This window comes from Pseudonocardia sp. TRM90224, assembly GCF_021245725.1.
GTDB lineage: Bacteria > Actinomycetota > Actinomycetes > Mycobacteriales > Pseudonocardiaceae > Pseudonocardia.
In genome coordinates this window covers 185,700-202,305 of sequence record NZ_JAJGSX010000006.1, presented here as the reverse complement: position 1 = coordinate 202,305, position 16,606 = coordinate 185,700, and the positions used below count along the sequence as shown (strand labels likewise).

Here is a 16,606-nt window from a genome sequence, read left to right as displayed (position 1 = left end):
TGTTTCTCGGAGGCCGGCGGCTTGTCCCGCTCGACCTCGAACCTAGTGTCGAAGCACGTTCATGGTGCGATCTTCACGACTGGCTCATGACGGGTCGACCTTGCTTTCGGCTATGTCGGACGCGGGTGTCTCCCGCGCCCCGATCGCGACGTTCAGCTGCTCCCTGACCGCAGTGGTGTCCAGCGGCCCCGTGACGCGAAGCGCCCGCGGGATCGCCGAGCGCCGCTCGGCACGGTCGAGGCACTCCAGCGCGGGGTGCAACCAAGCACCTCGCCCGGGGAGTCGTCGGCGTGGGTCAGGGGTCAGGACCCCGTCCACCACGACAACACGCAGGAGACCGCCGGCCAGCGCCCTGGTGCGGCAACCCACACACGTCCGAACGGGTTCCGTGGTGGATCGAAGATCCGGAACCGGGATACGACGAGTGGGTGTCTTCCCCAGGCCGAGGGCCGAACTGGAGTGTAGCGCAGCATCCCGGTCGGCTCCGCCCTCGCTCCCACGGGATGCGTTCAGCCGACCGACTCCGACTCGATGTGATCACGGGTGCCGCGGGGGTCGGCATCACTGCGGATGTCGATGCGCCAACCCGTCAGCCGGGCCGCCAACCGGGCGTTCTGGCCTTCCTTGCCGATCGCGAGCGACAGCTGGAAGTCCGGTACGACGACCCGCGCGGTGCGGGTCTTGGCGTCCAGGACCGTGACCGATACCACTTTCGAAGGGGAGAGGGCGTTGCCGACGAACGTCGCCGGATCCTCGGACCAGTCGATGATGTCGATCTTCTCGCCGGCCAGCTCGCTCATCACGTTGCGCACGCGGGCCCCGACCGGTCCGATGCAGGCGCCCTTGGGGTTGACCCCGGGCACGGTCGACCGGACCGCGATCTTGGATCGGTGCCCGGCCTCGCGGGCGACGGCGACGATCTCCACCGAGCCGTCGACGATCTCCGGCACCTCGAGCGCGAACAGCTTCCGCACGAGGTTCGGGTGCGTGCGGCTCAACGTGATCTGGGTCCCACGCATTCCCCGCGTCACACCGACGACGTAGCAGCGGATGCGCTCGCCGTGCTGGTAGCGCTCACCGGGCACCTGCTCGGCCTGCGGCAGCACGCCCTCGGTCTGACCGGAGAGCTGAACGATCACCACGCCGCGGGCGTTGGCGCGGGCGTCGCGCTGCACGACCCCGGCGACGATCTCGCCCTCCTTCGCGGCGAACTCGCCGTAGGTGCGCTCGTGCTCGGCGTCGCGCAGCCGCTGCACGATGACCTGCCGGGCGGTGGTCGCCGCGATCCGGCCGAAGCCCTCCGGGGTGTCGTCCCACTCGTTCTCGACGCTGCCGTCGGCGGCGTGCTCCTGCGCCATCACGCGCACGACGCCGGTCTTGCGGTCGATGTCGATGCGCGCGTGCGCCTCGTGCCCCTCGGTGTGCCGGTAGGCGGTGAGCAGCGCGGTCTCGATGGCCTCGATGACCGTCTCGAACGGGATGTCCTTGTCGCGCTCGATGGCGCGCAGCGCGGCGATGTCGACGTTCATGACGTCCCCTCCGGGGTCTGGTCGGAACTGCCCCGGAGCTTGCGCACCTCGGCTTCGGGCGGCGGTCGGAACTCGACCTCCACCGCGGCCTTCTCGACGTCGGCGTAAGCGAGCTCCCTGAGCGCACCGTCGACCAGCAGGGTGACGGCGGACTCGCCGGCGGCGCCGACCCTGGCGGTGAAGGACTTGCCGTCCTTCGTGCGGACGGCGACCTTGCGCAGGTTGGCGCGCCGCCAGTGGCGCTGGCCGGTGAGCGGCCGCTCCGCGCCCGGCGAGGTGACCTCCAGCGTGTAGGAGCCGGCGATCAGGTGCTCGTGCTTGTCGAGAGCCTCCGATGCGGCGCGCGAGACGCGCGCGATGTCGTCCAGCCCGACCCCGTTGTCGGAGTCCACCACGACCTTGACGGTGTGGCGTCGCCCGGCGACGCGGACGTCGAGCTCGTCGAGCTCGAAGCCGACGCCGGCGACGATGGGTTCCAGCACGCCGCGCAGCTGCCCGGGCAGCGGCCCGGGAGAGTGCTGCACAGGGCGGGGGGAGGGCATCTGAGGCTCCTGCTCGTTCGATGGTGCGCCCGGCGGGAACGGAACTCCGCCGGGTGAGGGACGGTCCGCAAGGGTATCGCGCCGCTGCGGGTGCCCGGTCGCCGCGCGCGTCGAAGGGCCGTGCGGGGCGCCTGGCAGGATGGGCGCCCGGCAAACGCACCTGAACGCACTCGAACGGACCTGGACGCGGAGAGGAGAGCCTGGTGATCAGCAGTCGACCACGGGCGATCCCGCGCCGTAGCGTGCTCGTCGGGTTGCTCGGGGTGCCACTGCTCGCGGGGTGCTCGATCGGCTCGTCGTCGAAGCCGAAGCCGCCCGACCCGTTGATCCCGCTCGCCGCCGCCGCCCGGGCCGACGCCGCACTCGCGGCCGCGGCCGTCGCCGCCGATCCCGACCTCGCCGCGAAGGTGGAGCCGCTGCGTGCCGCGCGCGCCGAGCACGCCACCGCGCTGGAGGCCGAGATCATCAGGATCGCGCCGTCGACGTCGGCGGCTCCCCCGCCCGCGGCGCCGACGCCCGGGCCCCGGGACGCCACCCTGGAGAAGCTGCGGGCCGCCGTCGCCGCCTCCGCGAAGGCGGCGTCGGACGTAGCGCTCGACGTCCCGCCGGAGCGGGTGGGCGTCGTCGCGTCGGTGGCGGCCTGCTGCGCCGCCTACGACAAGGTCCTCGCATGAGCAAGCCGCCCCCGCCGGAGCAGTCGTCGATCGACGAGGAGGCGGCCGAAGCGCTGCAGGGTGCGCTGGCCGCCGAGCACGCGGCGATCTGGTGCTACGGCCTCGCGATCGCGTTCCTGGGCGCGGACATGCGCGGCCAGGCGCGCACCGACCTCGACGAGCACCGGGAGCTGCGCAAGCTCATCGAGCTGACGCTCACCCAGATCGGCGCGCGCCCGGTCTCTGCGCAGCCCGCGTACGCGACCCCGCAGCCGGTGGTCAACGCCGAGACCGCGGCCGCGCTCGCCGTCGTCGCGGAGACCGACGCGCTCGGCGCGTGGCGGTCGGTCATGGAGCACACGCGCGACCGCGGGCTGCGCAAGGCGGCGCTCGACGCGCTCACCAAGGGCACCGGCCGCTGTGCCGCGTGGCGTGCCGCGGTGGGGACCACCCCGGCCGTCCCCCCGTTCCCCGGCCGCCCGGCCTGACCCCCAACTTCCCCACCGTTTTGCCAACTTGCACGCCCGCAAGGGTGTGCAGATTGGCAAAACGGTGGGGAAGTTCGGTCAGGTGAGGGCGTCGAGGGCGCGGTCGACGTCGCTCTGGGTGTTGTAGATGTGGAACGACATGCGGGTGGCGCCCGCCCGCATGCTCGTGACCAGGCCGGCGGCGGCGAGCCGCTCGGCCGCGTCGGGGCGGGTGAGCGAGACGATCGCGGAGCCGCGGGGTTCCGCACCGAGACCGGTGAGCAGGGCGTCGCCGAGCCCGACGCAGTGCGCGTGCACCGCAGCCCGGTCGAGGTTCGCGAGCAGCGGCAGCGCGACTGCCGCCCCGACGTGGCAGTACCAGGCCGGTGACGTGTCGAGCGCCCGCGCGTCGGCCGCGAGGCGCAGCGGGAGGTCGTAGACGGACTTCCACACCTCGTCGCCCGCGTACCAGTTCGCGTGGTGCGGCGTGAGTTCCAGTTCTGGTCGGACTGCCATCCAGGCCGCGCCACGCGGCGAGAAGAGCCACTTGTAGGCGCCGCCCACGACGACGTCGGCCCAGCCGAGGTCGGCGTCGAGCCAGCCGGTCGCCTGCGTCGCGTCGAGCACGACCAGCGTGCCGGCGGACTGCGCGGCGCGCAGGGCGGCCAGGTCGACGACCCGCCCGTCGGCCGACTGGACGACGCTCACCGCGACCACGTCGGCCTCACCCGCCCGGTGCGGCAGCTCGTCGAGCCCCACCTCGGTGATCGTCACCCCACGACCGGTCTGCGCGGCGAAGGGCCAAGTGGTGCTGGTGAAGTCGCCGCGGGCGACGAGCACGTCGGAGCCGTCGGGGATGCTCGCGGCGACGAGCCCGATCAGCGCGGACACGCTGGCGCCGATCGCGACCCGCTCGGTCGGCACCCCGACGAGCTGCGCGTACGCGGCGCGGGCGACGGCGACCGGCTCGTCGAACTCGGGTGGGCGGCCCGCTCCCGTCCGCCAGCGCGCGACGGCGTGCTCGACGGCTTCGGCGACCGGCGCGGCGGGGATCCCGATGCTCGCGGTGTTCAGGTATCCGTCGGGGACGTCGAACTCGGTTCCGAAGGCTGTGCGCACCTTTGCGACCCTATGTCGTATGCACAGCGAGCTGATCGAGATCCGCACCGGCGGCCGCGAGGCCGTCGTCGACCTCGGCGCCGAGATCTCGGCGTTCCTCCGCGCGAAGGGCGCGCGCGACGGCCTGCTCAACGTCTGGGTGCCGCACGCGACGGCCGGCCTCGCCGTCATCGAGACGGGTGCGGGGAGCGACACGGACCTCCTCGCCGCGCTGCGCGACCTGCTGCCCGCCGACGACCGCTGGGAGCACCGGCACGGGAGCCCGGGGCACGGGCGCGACCACGTGCTGCCCGCCTTCGTCGCGCCGTCGGTGACGGTGCCGGTCGTCGACGGATCGATGGCGCTGGGGACCTGGCAGTCGGTGTGCCTCGTCGACACGAACGGCGACAACCCCGTCCGCTCCGTCCGCATCTCCCTGATCCCGGGGTGACCGTCGACAACGACGTTCTGGCTGTTTGTTAGCGCTCACAACAGCCAAAACGTCGTTGTCGACGTGAGACCCCTAGATGCTGTTGTTCAGCTGCGCCAGCCGGTCGGCCACCTGCGCGGCGGAGGTGATGCGGGCCTCGCCCTCGGCCAGGCAGTCCTGGACGAGCGCCGCCTCGCCCTGCGCGAGCCCGGGGTGCACCTGGGGTCGTGCGGAGAGCACCTTGCGGATCGCGAGCAGCGGCTGGTTGTCGGGGAGGTCGCCGAACAGGCCGGTGCCGGCGAGCGCCTTGTGGATCGTCGCGCCGAGCGAGAAGACCTCGGTGCGGCGCGACGGGCGGGCGCCGGCCAGCAGGTCGGGGTCGGTGAACTCGACGGAGCTGGCCCGGCCCATGCCGGTCAAGGTCGTGCCGGGGGTCAGGAAGCGCGCGAGGCCCAGGTCGGAGAGGCGACCCCCGATGCCGCCGGACGTCTCGGCGAGCAGGATGTTGGCCGGCTTGATGTCGCCGTGCGCCATCCCGGCCTCGTGCAGCGCGTGCGCGGCCCGCGCGGCGTGTTCGAGGGCCGTCAGCACCGACGAGCGCGGGAGCTGCCGGCCGGGTGTCGCGAGCGAGCCGAGCGGGAAGTACTCCATCGCGTAGACGAAGCTGTCCTCCAGCACGGCGTCGAAGACGCGCACGAGGTACTCCGAGCGGACGGCCGCGAACGCCCGCAGCTCCCGCACACCACGCTCGTAGGCCTGCTCGCCGACGCGGTCGCCGAACACCTTCAGCGCCACGTACTCCTCGTTGAGGCCCAACCGCGCGGGCGGCCGGGCCAGGAAGTAGCGGCCGTGGTTGCCCTCGCCCAGCATCCTGACGAGCTCGTAGTCCGCCACCGACCCCGGTGTCGGGGTCGCGTTGCGGGTGGTCGGCGGGATCGTCGCTGGGCTGTCCACGCCCACCTCCTGCTCGGATCGACTTGCCTTCGCGGAACACGCGGAGGCGACCGCCCCCGCCGCCAAACATACGCCCGCAGCCTCTCGGGCCCAGCCGTGATGTCCAGGCAGGCACGTCATCACCGTCGTGCTAGAGCGAAGGCCTCGGGGTTACGAACACCGCCGTTGAGGACGGCGTCGTAGATCTCGACGCTGGCGACGTCACCGGGGTACCGCCCCTCCGCCATCAGCGTCTCCTTGATCCACAGGATCGCGGTGCGGGTCTCCGCGGTGAGGCGGGCGCGGACGCCGGGGATGTCGTGCCACTCGCCGTCGGGTCCGGCGGCCGTCCAGAGCGAGAGGTCGATCTTCCACGGCGCACCGGTCGGGCCTTGGTATCGCACGACCGCGTAGTGGCGCTGGTCGCGCTCGCGGCCCGACGGGCTGCGCGACCCGGTCTCGTCGCGGTAGTCGACCGAGAGCACGGCCGCTCGGCGACGAGCCCGCCGAGCACGGTCCCGATCGCCTGCTGACGCGCGGCGGGCACACGCACCGAGACGTCGATGTCGCGCCACACCATCAACCCGGTGGCGGCGCTGCCGATCAGCTCCACCGGGCCGAGCTCACCGAGCCGCGGAAGCAACCGCAGCTCGTCCAGCACCCCCCCGGCCGCCGTTTGGAGCGCGAGCTGTCGCCGCCCGAGCGCCGCGGGGTCAGCCGGTGCGGGACCGCTCAACGCACCCCGGACGGTGACTCGAAGACGAACGTCCGCCCGCCCATCCGGACGCGGGTGCCCGGCACCATGCGCCGGGGCCGGCCGGGCGGCAGCGGGGTCCAGCCGGGCTCGGACGGCCCGGCGATGAACGTGCCGTTGCGCGAACCGGAGTCGGTGATCAGCACGTCCCACCCGTTGATGCGGATCTCGGCGTGCACCCGGGAGACGGCCCCCGAGCGGTCCTCGACGACGATCGAGCGCAACGCTCCCGAGCGGACCCTGGTGTCGGCCTCCGGCATCCGGCCGACGAGGTACTCGGCGTCGACGGTGTAGGTGGCGCCGTCGTCGAACACGAGCAGACCCAGCGGCGGACGCTGGCCGACGACGAGCACGCCGGTGCGCTCGTTCATGCGGATCCCGCAGAGCACGCAGAAGTGCGAGCGGGGGTCGTTGAGGTGGCCGCGTGCGCAGAGGTGCCCACGGGCCTGCTGGTCGTCGCGGACGGCACCGCTGTCGAGGCCGTTGGGATCGAGGCCGTTGGGGCTCTCGGGTGCGGCAACGGCGCCGCGGGCGCCGACCGGGTTGCCGTCCTCCAGCGGAGCGCGCACTGGCTCTGCCGGCGCGACACCGAGGATCGCCTCGGCCCGCCGGGGCGCGCGCGGCGGGCTGGCCACCGACGAGGCCTCGGGGATCTCGGCGAGCTCGGTCTCGGCGTCCAGCCCCGGCGCCCCGACCGGCTCCGGGATCTGCTCCGGGATCTGCTCCGCGGGCGCCCACTCCGGCGGGGTCTGCTCGACCGGTTCCGCGGACTGCTGCTCGGGCACCGCGCTGCCGTTGATCTTAGGGAGGGACTCGGCGAGCACGGCGTGGCGCCCGGAGTTCGCGAGCGGCGGTGCCTCGGCGCCCAGCGTGTGCCCGACGCCGTTGCTCGCGTTGCTGGCACCGCTGCCGTTGCTGCCGCCGTGCGTGCCGTTGACCCCGTTGAGGCCGTGCACACCGTTGAGGCCGTTCACCCCGTTGCCGTGGCCGTGGCCGGGATCGGTGAGCGGGTCGATCCGCGGCAGTGCCTCCGGCGGGGTCCGGGTGTCGCTGCCGTCGGGCGCCGAGGGTCCGCCGGATTCCTTGGAGAACCACTCGTCGGCCGAGAATCCCTCGGGTACGGACGGCTCCAGCGGCTCGTTCTGCCACGACTCGACCGGCGGGGCGGGAGCCACCATCTCCGGCCTGCGCCGCGGCGCCTCCACCCGCTGCTCGCCGGTCTTGCGCTTCTCGGGCGGTGGCCGCTTCACGACCGTCCGCGAGCCGCGCTCGGCGAGCGGGTGGGCCTGCTCGCCGCCGGCCGGGCCGTTCAGCAGGACGACGCCGGCGCCGGGCACCGCGCCCCCGCGCAGGTCGAGCACGTCGATCGCGACCTCGGGCCGCGGCGCGACACCGGCGAGCGCGAGCACGACGGGCGAATCGGGGAGGGGCAGCAGCCGGTCGGTCCACGATGCGGCGTCGGTGCCGGAGAGCGCGAGCCCACTGCCGGCGACCTCGACCGAGACGGGGCCGGCGAGGAACACGGCCAGCTGCTCACCGGCGGCCGCGACCGTGCCGAAGACGAGCTCCTCGTCGGGGGCGTCCGGGCCGGCGAGCCACGACGCCAGCCGCTTGGCGAGGGTGCGGCCCGGGCTGTCGCCCGAGGTCTCCTCGCACAGCTCCAGGAGGTGCCGCAGCGGTCCCGGATCGGGACATCTCGCAACGCAGAGCACCCCAGGGAACCGCGCGACGACGCCGTCACCGGCGACGACCACAGCACGCTGCACGTCGAACCCCACCTAGATCAGCCTCCCCCCGCGGAACCTCCAGTGTATGAACGGCACCCTCATTGGTCCGTTCGCCACCAGCCACACGACTATCCACGTCGTCAGGAACTGCAACAAGTACGCGCCCAGCGGGACCGGGCTGCTGATCCCCGGCACCACGCCGAGCTCCAGCAGCACCCACACCAGCGCGCCCTCGTTGACGGCCGTGACCAGCCCGAAAAGCGTCGGCCAGTCCTTCTCCCACCGGAACTGCTGGATGAAATGGTAGATGAACTCCCAGACGATGCCGAACACGAGGACCGTGAGCAGCACGATGAACGTGACGCGGTAGCGGTCTGCCAGCGGCAGGTCGACCGGGAGCACCGGGGTGATGAGCAGCGTCCAGATCCCGCCGACGACCACCAGCAGGAAGATGCGGGTCTGGATCCGCCCGTTGAGCGTGGGGAGCACGGTCAGATCCTCTTACCCCGCGCCCACTTCCACCACTGCGAGGTGGAGCGGAGCGGACCCAGTGGGGCGCAGAAGCCCAGCTTGGTGAGGTCGTCGGCGATCTCCTGCGCCGCGATCTGCAGGCCGAGGAAGGTGTCGACACCGGGGAAGTAGCCGCCGTTGGTGGCGCTGCCGGAGGCGTACATCCGGCCTGGTTCGCTGCGGGTGCCGCGCATCTCGAAGCTGCGCTCGACGTCGAGGCGGCCGAGCACGTTGCGGCCGGCGCCGCCGTGGTCGAGCAGGTCGGCGAAGACGCGGTGCTCGCGGATGTCGGCCTCGAGACCGGTGCAGTCGATGACGGCGATCACCTGGAACTGCCGCGGGCCCTGCGGGGTGGTCAGCGTGACGTTGACCATGCCCTTCGGGCCGGGCGCCAGTGAGCTGATCTCACCCTGGAACGGGTGGTACCACTGCTCGCGGCGACCCCGGCGCATTTGCCGCTGCCAGTTGCGCCGCCACGGGGTGTTGGTGCCGCCGAACTGCCCGTACAGATCAGCCCTCGCCTGGCCCTCCAGCTTGCGCACCCGGGCCTTGAGCTGGCCGCCCCACACCGACTTCGGGTAGTTGAAGCCCTGGTACGCCCAACCGTCACCGCCGCGGCGCCGCATCCAGATGTTCGGGCCGTGCGAACCGGTGACGAACGTGCGGAACGAGTGCAGGATCTGGGTCTGCAACCCGCGGGCGTCGCGGTCGTCGATCAACCGCTGCAGCACCCGCGATGCCACGATCCCGCCGCCGCGCACCAGCACCGTGCCCGGCGCCGCGTGCAGCCGCTGGTAGATCTGCTCGTGCGGCTCGTAGGCGTTGACCACGCTGCCGTAGTCGCGGTGCGTCTCGCGGTACTCCTGCAGGTCGGGCAGGAACTTCAGCCCGGGGTACCCGACGGCGAGGTGCACGTAGCGGCTGCGGTAGGCGATCCGGCGCGTCGGCGCAGCACCCTCCGGCGGGGTCAGGATCGTGAAGTAGCCGCCGCCGATGCGCCTGCGCACCATCCGGACCTGTCCCTTGACGACCGTCTCCGGGTAGGCGATGCGGTGGTACTCCTTCTCCATCGACTCGAACGCCTGCCCTGCCTTCGGCGTCCAGTAGTCGGTGAAGATGGGTTCCATCAGCACGTGCCACAACGGCTTGATCGACTTCGTGGCCATCGCCTCGCGGACGGCATAGCTGGGGAAGCCCCAGATGTTGTCCGGGCACGACGCCGAATCGGAACGCAGCCGCTCCTTGCGCGGGATCTGCGAGACGCGCGTCAGGTACTCGTAGCTCTCCCACGGGTGTTCCAGCTGGGTCAGCACCTTGATCGCCGACGTCGGCACCCCGCAGATCCGCAGGTAGTCGACCGTGACGAACGACCCGATCCCCCCACCGACCGAGACGAACGGCACGTCGACGACCGGGATGCCGGCACGCGCGACGGCGTCGTCGCTCCACCAGTCGGTCTCCAGCAGCTCCTGCGTCAGGTCGCCGCGTTGCGGCGCCTGGTTCCGCGGCGGATCGGGGGCAACAGCCGCCCCCGGCAGCTGGATCGTGTCCTCACGCATTCCTCGTGCTCCCCCCGCGGCCGACCCTCTGTCGGCCCGCTGTCATGGCGGACGACAGTCGATCACGCCCTCGTCCGGTTACCCTTCGCCCTGCTATCCCCTGCCGCTGAGCTGCGCGACGGCGTCGGCCAGCGGTACCTCCGTACGTTCGCCGCTGCGCCGGTCCTTGACCTCGATCGTGCCGCTCGCGAGCCCGCGCCCGGCCACCACGATCGTGGGAACCCCGATCAGCTCGGCATCGGCGAACTTGACCCCCGGCGACGCTTTGCGGTCGTCGAGGAGAACTTGCAGGCCCGCGGCGTCGAGCTCGGCGGCCAGTTGCTCGGCGCCGGCGACGATCTCCTCGCTCTTGCCGGCGATCACGAGGTGCACGTCGAACGGCGTGACCTCCTTCGGCCACACCAGGCCGTGCTCGTCGTGGCTCTGCTCGGCGATGACGGCGACGAGCCGCGAGACCCCGACGCCGTACGAGCCCATGGTGATCCGGATCGGCTTGCTGTCGGGACCGAGCGCGTCGAGCTGCATCGCGTCGGCGTACTTGCGGCCGAGCTGGAACACGTGGCCGATCTCGATGCCGCGCGCGGCCGAGAGCGGGCCGCTGCCGTCGGGGGCCGGGTCGCCCTCCCTGACCTCGGCGGCCTCGATCGTGGCGTCGGGTGTGAAGTCGCGCCCGCACACGAGGTCGACGACGTGGTGGTCGGCCTTGTCGGCGCCGGTGACCCACGCCGTGCCCGGCACGATCCGCGGGTCGACGACGTAACGCACGCCGTTGGCGGCGAGCGCGCCCGGGCCGATGTAGCCCTTCACCAGGAACGGGTGGCGGGCGAAATCGGCCTCGTCGAGCAGCGCGACCTCGGCGGGGCTCAGCGCCGCCTCCAACCGCTTCATGTCGACCTCGCGGTCGCCGGGGACGCCGACGCCGAGCAACGTCCACTCCGTCGCGCCGGGCGTCTTCGTCTTGACCAGCACGTTCTTGAGCGTCTCGGCCGCGGTGAAGGTGCGGCCGAGGCCGGCGCCGTTCAGGAAATCGACCAGCGTCTCGATCGTGGGGGTGTTCGGGGTGTGGTGCGCCTGCGCGGCCGGGAGGCCATCGACGTCGCGCGCCGGCGGGGCCGTGGTGGTGACGGCCTCGACGTTCGCCGCGTAGCCGCCGGGGCTCTGCACGAAGGTGTCCTCGCCGGTGGGGGCGATGGCGAGGAACTCCTCGGAGGCGGAGCCGCCCATCGCGCCCGACGTCGCAGAGACGATCACGTACTCGAGACCGAGCCGGTCGAAGATCCTCTGGTAGGCCGCGCGGTGCTTGGCGTAGGACTCCGACAGCCCCTCGTCGGTGAGGTCGAACGAGTACGAGTCCTTCATGACGAACTCGCGGCCGCGCAGGATCCCGGCGCGGGGTCGCGCTTCGTCGCGGTACTTCGTCTGGATCTGGTACAGCGTGACCGGGTAGTCCTTGTAGGAGCTGTACTCGCCCTTCACGGTGAGCGCGAAGAGCTCCTCGTGGGTCGGCCCCAGCAGGTAGTCGGCGTTCTTGCGGTCCTTGAGCCGGAAGATGTTGGGGCCGTACTCGGTCCAGCGGCCCGTCGCCTCGTACGGTTCGCGCGGCAACAGTGCCGGGAAGTGGATCTCCTGGGCGCCGATGGCGTCCATCTCCTCGCGCACGACCTGCTCGACCGCGCGCAGCACCCGCAGGCCCAGCGGCAGCCACGAATAGATGCCCGGGGCGACACGGCGGACGTAGCCGGCGCGGGCGAGCAGCTTGTGGCTCGGTACCTCCGCGTCGGCCGGGTCCTCACGAAGGGTCCGCAGGAACAGCGACGACATCCGGGTCAACACGCCAAGAGGGTATCGGCGCCCTCCGACACCGGTTGCTCCCGGTTACCGGTCGAGCAAATGCCGGTTCGGTTTCCGTGCCGCGTCGGCGAAGGCCGGCAGCTCGACGACCTCCACCCCGGCGGCGTGCAGCAGCTCCGCACCGGCGCCTTCCACGAACGTCGGCGGCTCGCGCCACGCGAAGACGACCCTGGTGACGCCGGCGGCGAGGATCAGCTGCGTGCAGGTCAGCGGGCGGGAGGCGCGGCGGCTGCACGGTTCGAGCGAGCTGTAGACCGTCGTGCCCGCAGGCGCCTGCCAGCCGTCGCCGAGATCGGCGAGCGCCGACTCCTCCGCGTGCTCGCTGCCGCCGCGGCGGCGCGACCAGCCGTCGGCGAGCACCGCGCCGTCCGGACCCACGACGAGCGCCCCGACCGAGAAGGCCGTCTCCGAGGGCGGGCAGCGCTCGGCGAGCGCGACGGCCCGGGCGAGCAGGGCCTCGTCGGTCGTCATGCCGAGCCGTCCAGGGTGTAGCGCAGCAGCACGTGGTCGCCCATCGGCCGGGCCTCGGCGAGCGTGAGGCCGTGGCGGGGCAGGTCACCCGGCCCGACGAACCGGGGCGCCTCGGCGTCGCCGACGAAGAACGGTGCGACGACGAGCTGGATCTCGTCGACCGCGCGGGCGGCGAGGAACAGCGTGTGCATGCTCGTGCCGCCCTCGACCATGACCCGCCCGATCCCGCGGCGGTGCAGGTCGGCGAGCACCTCGCGGACGTCCAGCGGATCACCGGCGGCGACGACGGTCGCGGCGGGGCCGAGGCGCTCCGCCGTCGTGTCCCGCACGCCCTCGGCGACGTAGACGATCTTCTCGGCGGTGCCGGTGGTGAAGAACTGGGCCTCGGGATCGAGGTCGCCGCTGCCGCTCAGCACCACCTTGACCAGATCGACCGGCCGACCCTGGGCGACCCGCGCGGCGCGGCGCTCCTCGGACCGGACCAGCAGCCGCGGGTTGTCGCGACGCAACGTCGTCGCACCGACGAGGATCGCGTCGACCCCGGCCCTGACCTCGTCGACCCGGTCCAGATCGGCGGCATCGGAGAGGACGAGCCGGTCGGGCGAGGTGTCGTCGATGCAGCCGTCGATCGACATCGCGACCGAGAGCAGCACGAACGGGCGCGCTGTCACGCGCCCGATACTCCCCCAGCGCGGGGGCGGGCGATCATCGGGGCTGGGTTGCGTGCGTTCCGCACGCGTTGCCTGGAAAGCCACTTTCCCGGCGCCACAGGCCGGTAAAGTGGCTTTCCCGGCACCCCGCCACCCGGCCGGCCGGCCGGGGTCGGGGGTGAGCGGTCACCCGAAGTCGAGCGCCTCCACGACCGAGGCCGACTGCTGGTGCGTCGGGCGTTGGGCGCCGTTGACGGCCAGGACGGAGTTGCCGACCGTCGCGACGGCCATGCCGTGCCGGGCGACCTTGAGCGGCGCGAGGGTGCGCCACGCGCCGGTGTCGAGGTCGAAGGACTCGACGGTGTCGAGCACGCGGGTGGGTTCCTCGCCGCCGGCGACGATGATCCGCCCGTCGAAGAAGGCCGCGCCGGCGCCGCCGCGGGCCATCGGCATGGCGGGCAGCTTCTCCCAGGCCCCCGTCGTGGGGTCGAACCGCTCGAACGCGCCCGTGTTCTTGCTCGACGAGAGGTCGCGGCCGCCGACGGCGTAGACGTACTTGTCGTCCGTGGCCGCGGCGAGGTGCTCGCGCGGGGTCGGGACCGGGGCGGCATCGACCCAGGTCTTGCCGTCGAACACCTCGGTGACGGGGATGAGCCCCTGGTTGCCGTCCTGCCCGCCGACCACGACGATCTTGTCGCCGACCACGGCCGCCGCACCGGCCACGCGCGGCCGGAGCAGCGGGGGCTGCTCCACCCATTTCCCGTCGCGCAGCGCGAAGACCTTCGGGGTGACCTCGCCGGAGGAGTTGCCGTTCTTCGGCGTCCACCCGCCGAGCACCCACAGCTCGCCCTTGTAGTTGACGGCGGCCGTGTGGTGCAGCGGGATCGGCAGGTCGGGGCCCTGCTGCCAGTTGCCGATGCCCGGGACGTACGCGTAGACCTCCGCGGTCGCGTCGCCGGCCTTGAGCCCGCCGACCACCCACATCGTGCCGTCGACCACCGCGGAGCCGGTGAACTGGCGCGCCACCGGGGCGTCCTTCACCGCACGCCACGCGGGCGCGGGCTGCAGCCGCCGCGGCGGGACGTCGAACGCCTCCACGGTCGGCACCGACGCCTTGTGGCTCGGCTTCACGGCACCGTCGAGCGCGTAGATCGTCTTGCCGACCGCGCCCACCGCGGCGCCGTGCCGCGGGGTGGGCAGCTTCGGCATCGGCGACCACGTGCCCGACGCGATGTCGAACGCGTCGACGTCGTTCATCACGGTGGTGGGCGTCTCGCCCCCGACGACGACGATCCGCCCGTCGGCGACGGCCGCGCCGATCCCGCCGCGCGGGGTCGGGAGCGACGCGAGCTTCTCCCACTTGTTCGCCACCGGGTCGTAGCGCTCGACGGCGTCGCTGTTGCTGTTGGCGTTGAGGTTGCGCCCGCCGATGGCGTACGCGTAGGTGCCGTCGGTGACCAGCGCGAGGTGCTCGCGCGGGGTCGGGATGTCCGGGCCCCTCGTCCACTTCTCGCCGTCGTAGATCTCGGTGGTCGGCACGAGCTGCCCGTTGGCCTGCCCACCGGTGACGATGATCCGGTCGCCGATCACGACGGCGCCGCCGGCGACCCGCGGGCTGAGCATCGCGGGACGTTCGAGCCAGCTGCCGCCGGTCTGCGAGTACACCTTGTTCGAGCTGATCCCGATGAGGTCGGCGCCGACGGGCTGCCAGCCGCCGAGCACGAGGATCTCGCCGCGGTAGGTCGCCGCCATGGCGTGGTGCAGGGCGACCGGCAGCGGGATGGGGCTCGTCTTCCAGGTGTTGATCGCCGGGTCGAAGCCCTCGACGACGGTGCTCGCGCCGTCGTCGGTGAGCCCGCCGAGCACCCACAAGGTGCCGTCGGCGACGGTGGTCGCAACCTGTTGGCGCGGGGTCGGTGAATCGCGCAGCGGCCGCCACGCGCTGGGCGGCACCATCTCGGTGACCGCGGGCGGACCGGGGTCCACGAGCGGCGGCGTGTCCACCGTCGAGCGGCCCCGCAGCACGAACACGCCGGCGACGGTCAGCGAGGCCAGCAGCGCGACGGCGGTGATGATCGCGGCCATCACCGGGAGCCTGCGGCGCCGGTCGGGCGACGGCTGCGGAGCCGACCCGTTGCCGGTCGTCGGCGGTGGCGCAACCGGTGGCAGCGCCTCCGTCGGGGCCTGGGTCGGGGCCTGGGTCGTCGGAGCTGCCGGGCGCGGGCTCGGGCTCGGTTGGCGCGGCAACGCGGTGGTGGCGACTTCCGCACCGGATCCCCCGGTATTGCCGGTGTTGCCGGAACCGCCCGTGTTGCCGGGGCGCCCGAAGTTGCCGGTCTCGACCGACGGGTTCGAGGTGGACGACCGGTCCGGCCGCGGCAACGGCGCCACCGGTGTCCACGGCCGGTCGACCAGCGGGAGCGGCCCGGAGACGCGGCGCGGCGAGCGATCGTCGGGCCCGGCGGCCTCCGTCAGGTCGTCGTCGGTGGTGGTGGGGCGGGCCTTCACCGGCAGCGCCATCTCGGCGACCGGGAGGCCGGCCGCACGCTGGACCTCCTGCAGCTCGTGCCCGAGCGCCTCGGCGGACGCCGGTCGCTCGGCCGGGTTCTTCGCCATGGCCTGTTCGAGCACGGCGCACAGCTCGTCGGGCACGCCGTGGCCGCGCAGGTCGGGGATGGGCTGCCCGGTGATGCGCAGGAACTGGGCGATGATCTCCTCGCCCTCGCGGCGCTCGAAGGCCGCTCGCCCCGCGATGATCGAGAACAGCGCGGCGCCGAGGCCGTAGATGTCCGAGGCGGGCGTCGGCGGGTGCCCGTTGAGCACCTCGGGGGCCGTGTAGGAGAGCGAGCCGGTGAAGGCGCCGGTCGCGGTCTCGAAGCCGCCCTCGATGCGAGCGATGCCGAAGTCGGTGAGCTGCGCCTCGCCGTAGTCGGAGAGCAGGATGTTGGCCGGCTTCACGTCGCGGTGCAGGGTGCCGACCCGGTGGGCGCTCTCCAGCGCCCCGGCGAGCCGCACCCCGAGGCGGACGGCCTCCGTCCACCCGATCGGGCCGTCGCGGCGCACCCGCGCCGCCAGCGAGTCGAGCGACTGGAACGGCATCACGATGTAGGGCCGGCCGCTGTCGGTGACCCCGACCTGCAGGACGTCGACGACGTTGGGGTGGCCGGAGAGCCCACCCATCGCCCTGCCCTCGCGGAAGAAGCGTTCCCGGCTCACCGTGTCGAGGTCGGTGTGCAGCAGCTTCACCGCAACCGTCCGGTTGAGCGCCTCCTGGTGGCACCGGAAGACGACGCCGAACCCGCCCCTGCCGACCTCGACCGCGTCGACGAACCCGGCCCTGGCCAGGTCGACCACAACCGCCGGACGCCCGCCCGCCGTGGGAGCGGGGCCCTGCTCGGTGTTCACGCCGCGCTCCCGCGCACTGCGCGATCA

At 72.7% G+C, this 16,606-nt stretch carries 16 protein-coding genes; 3 read left to right on the top strand and 13 right to left on the bottom strand.

Translation table 11 applies throughout. The annotated features are described in order from the left end of the window. Window positions 1-84: 84 nt before the first annotated feature. The 3 genes from LL648_RS11560 to rimP form a co-directional block, all read right to left on the bottom strand. Complete coding sequence (locus LL648_RS11560; RefSeq protein WP_232662710.1) at window positions 85-318, bottom strand: YlxR family protein; 234 nt, start codon at window positions 316-318, stop codon at window positions 85-87. Between the two features lie 191 nt (window positions 319-509). Beyond that, the gene (gene nusA / locus LL648_RS11555; RefSeq protein ID WP_232662497.1) at window positions 510-1,529 is read right to left on the bottom strand and encodes a transcription termination factor NusA; all 1,020 of its coding nucleotides are present in this window, start codon (window positions 1,527-1,529) and stop codon (window positions 510-512) included. After that, window positions 1,526-2,071 (bottom strand): ribosome maturation factor RimP, encoded by a 546-nt coding sequence (gene rimP / locus LL648_RS11550; RefSeq protein WP_232662496.1) that lies wholly within the window; start codon window positions 2,069-2,071, stop codon window positions 1,526-1,528. Before rimP ends, nusA begins: the two co-directional genes overlap by 4 nt. A gap of 203 nt (window positions 2,072-2,274) precedes the next feature. Here rimP and LL648_RS11545 point away from each other — a divergent pair, with 203 nt between their 5' ends. Further along, window positions 2,275-2,745, top strand: coding sequence for a hypothetical protein (locus tag LL648_RS11545; RefSeq protein ID WP_232662495.1), 471 nt, complete (start codon window positions 2,275-2,277; stop codon window positions 2,743-2,745). Continuing rightward, window positions 2,742-3,212, top strand: a complete 471-nt coding sequence (locus LL648_RS11540) for a ferritin-like domain-containing protein (RefSeq protein WP_232662494.1) — start codon at window positions 2,742-2,744, stop codon at window positions 3,210-3,212. The genes LL648_RS11545 and LL648_RS11540 overlap by 4 nt, the downstream gene beginning before the upstream one ends. 78 nt (window positions 3,213-3,290) lie before the next feature. Here LL648_RS11540 and LL648_RS11535 read toward each other — a convergent pair whose 3' ends face one another. After that, entirely contained in the window at window positions 3,291-4,310 is a 1,020-nt protein-coding gene (locus tag LL648_RS11535; RefSeq protein ID WP_232662493.1) for an aminotransferase class V-fold PLP-dependent enzyme, read from the bottom strand. A 19-nt stretch (window positions 4,311-4,329) separates the two neighbouring features. Here LL648_RS11535 and LL648_RS11530 point away from each other — a divergent pair, with 19 nt between their 5' ends. After that, the gene (locus LL648_RS11530) at window positions 4,330-4,740 is read left to right on the top strand and encodes a secondary thiamine-phosphate synthase enzyme YjbQ (protein WP_232662492.1); all 411 of its coding nucleotides are present in this window, start codon (window positions 4,330-4,332) and stop codon (window positions 4,738-4,740) included. Window positions 4,741-4,812: 72 nt separating this feature from the next. Here LL648_RS11530 and LL648_RS11525 read toward each other — a convergent pair whose 3' ends face one another. The 9 genes from LL648_RS11525 to LL648_RS11485 all read right to left on the bottom strand — a co-directional run bounded on the left by LL648_RS11525 (window position 4,813) and on the right by LL648_RS11485 (window position 16,579). Further along, a complete protein-coding gene (locus LL648_RS11525; protein ID WP_232662491.1) occupies window positions 4,813-5,673 on the bottom strand; it encodes a protein kinase domain-containing protein in 861 nt (286 codons plus the stop codon). Between the two features lie 119 nt (window positions 5,674-5,792). Further along, window positions 5,793-6,137, bottom strand: a complete 345-nt coding sequence (locus tag LL648_RS11520) for a hypothetical protein (protein ID WP_232662490.1) — start codon at window positions 6,135-6,137, stop codon at window positions 5,793-5,795. Window positions 6,138-6,384: 247 nt separating this feature from the next. Next, window positions 6,385-8,184 carry an FHA domain-containing protein gene (locus LL648_RS45155; RefSeq protein WP_232662489.1) on the bottom strand — a complete coding sequence of 600 codons (1,800 nt, stop codon included), beginning with the start codon at window positions 8,182-8,184 and terminating at the stop codon, window positions 6,385-6,387. Continuing rightward, on the bottom strand, window positions 8,185-8,622 hold the full coding sequence (locus LL648_RS11510) for a hypothetical protein (protein ID WP_232662488.1): 438 nt from the start codon (window positions 8,620-8,622) through the stop codon (window positions 8,185-8,187). It abuts the gene before it with no gap. Window positions 8,623-8,624: 2 nt separating this feature from the next. Continuing rightward, window positions 8,625-10,202, bottom strand: coding sequence for a hypothetical protein (locus LL648_RS11505; RefSeq protein WP_232662487.1), 1,578 nt, complete (start codon window positions 10,200-10,202; stop codon window positions 8,625-8,627). Between the two features lie 93 nt (window positions 10,203-10,295). Next, on the bottom strand, window positions 10,296-12,035 hold the full coding sequence (locus tag LL648_RS11500) for a proline--tRNA ligase (RefSeq protein ID WP_232662486.1): 1,740 nt from the start codon (window positions 12,033-12,035) through the stop codon (window positions 10,296-10,298). Window positions 12,036-12,077: 42 nt separating this feature from the next. Next, window positions 12,078-12,524, bottom strand: coding sequence for a dCMP deaminase (locus tag LL648_RS11495; protein ID WP_232662485.1), 447 nt, complete (start codon window positions 12,522-12,524; stop codon window positions 12,078-12,080). Further along, window positions 12,521-13,195 carry a RibD family protein gene (locus LL648_RS11490; RefSeq protein WP_232662484.1) on the bottom strand — a complete coding sequence of 225 codons (675 nt, stop codon included), beginning with the start codon at window positions 13,193-13,195 and terminating at the stop codon, window positions 12,521-12,523. Before LL648_RS11490 ends, LL648_RS11495 begins: the two co-directional genes overlap by 4 nt. A 165-nt stretch (window positions 13,196-13,360) precedes the next feature. Further along, window positions 13,361-16,579 carry a Kelch repeat-containing protein gene (locus LL648_RS11485; protein WP_308190297.1) on the bottom strand — a complete coding sequence of 1,073 codons (3,219 nt, stop codon included), beginning with the start codon at window positions 16,577-16,579 and terminating at the stop codon, window positions 13,361-13,363. Window positions 16,580-16,606: the final 27 nt, after the last annotated feature.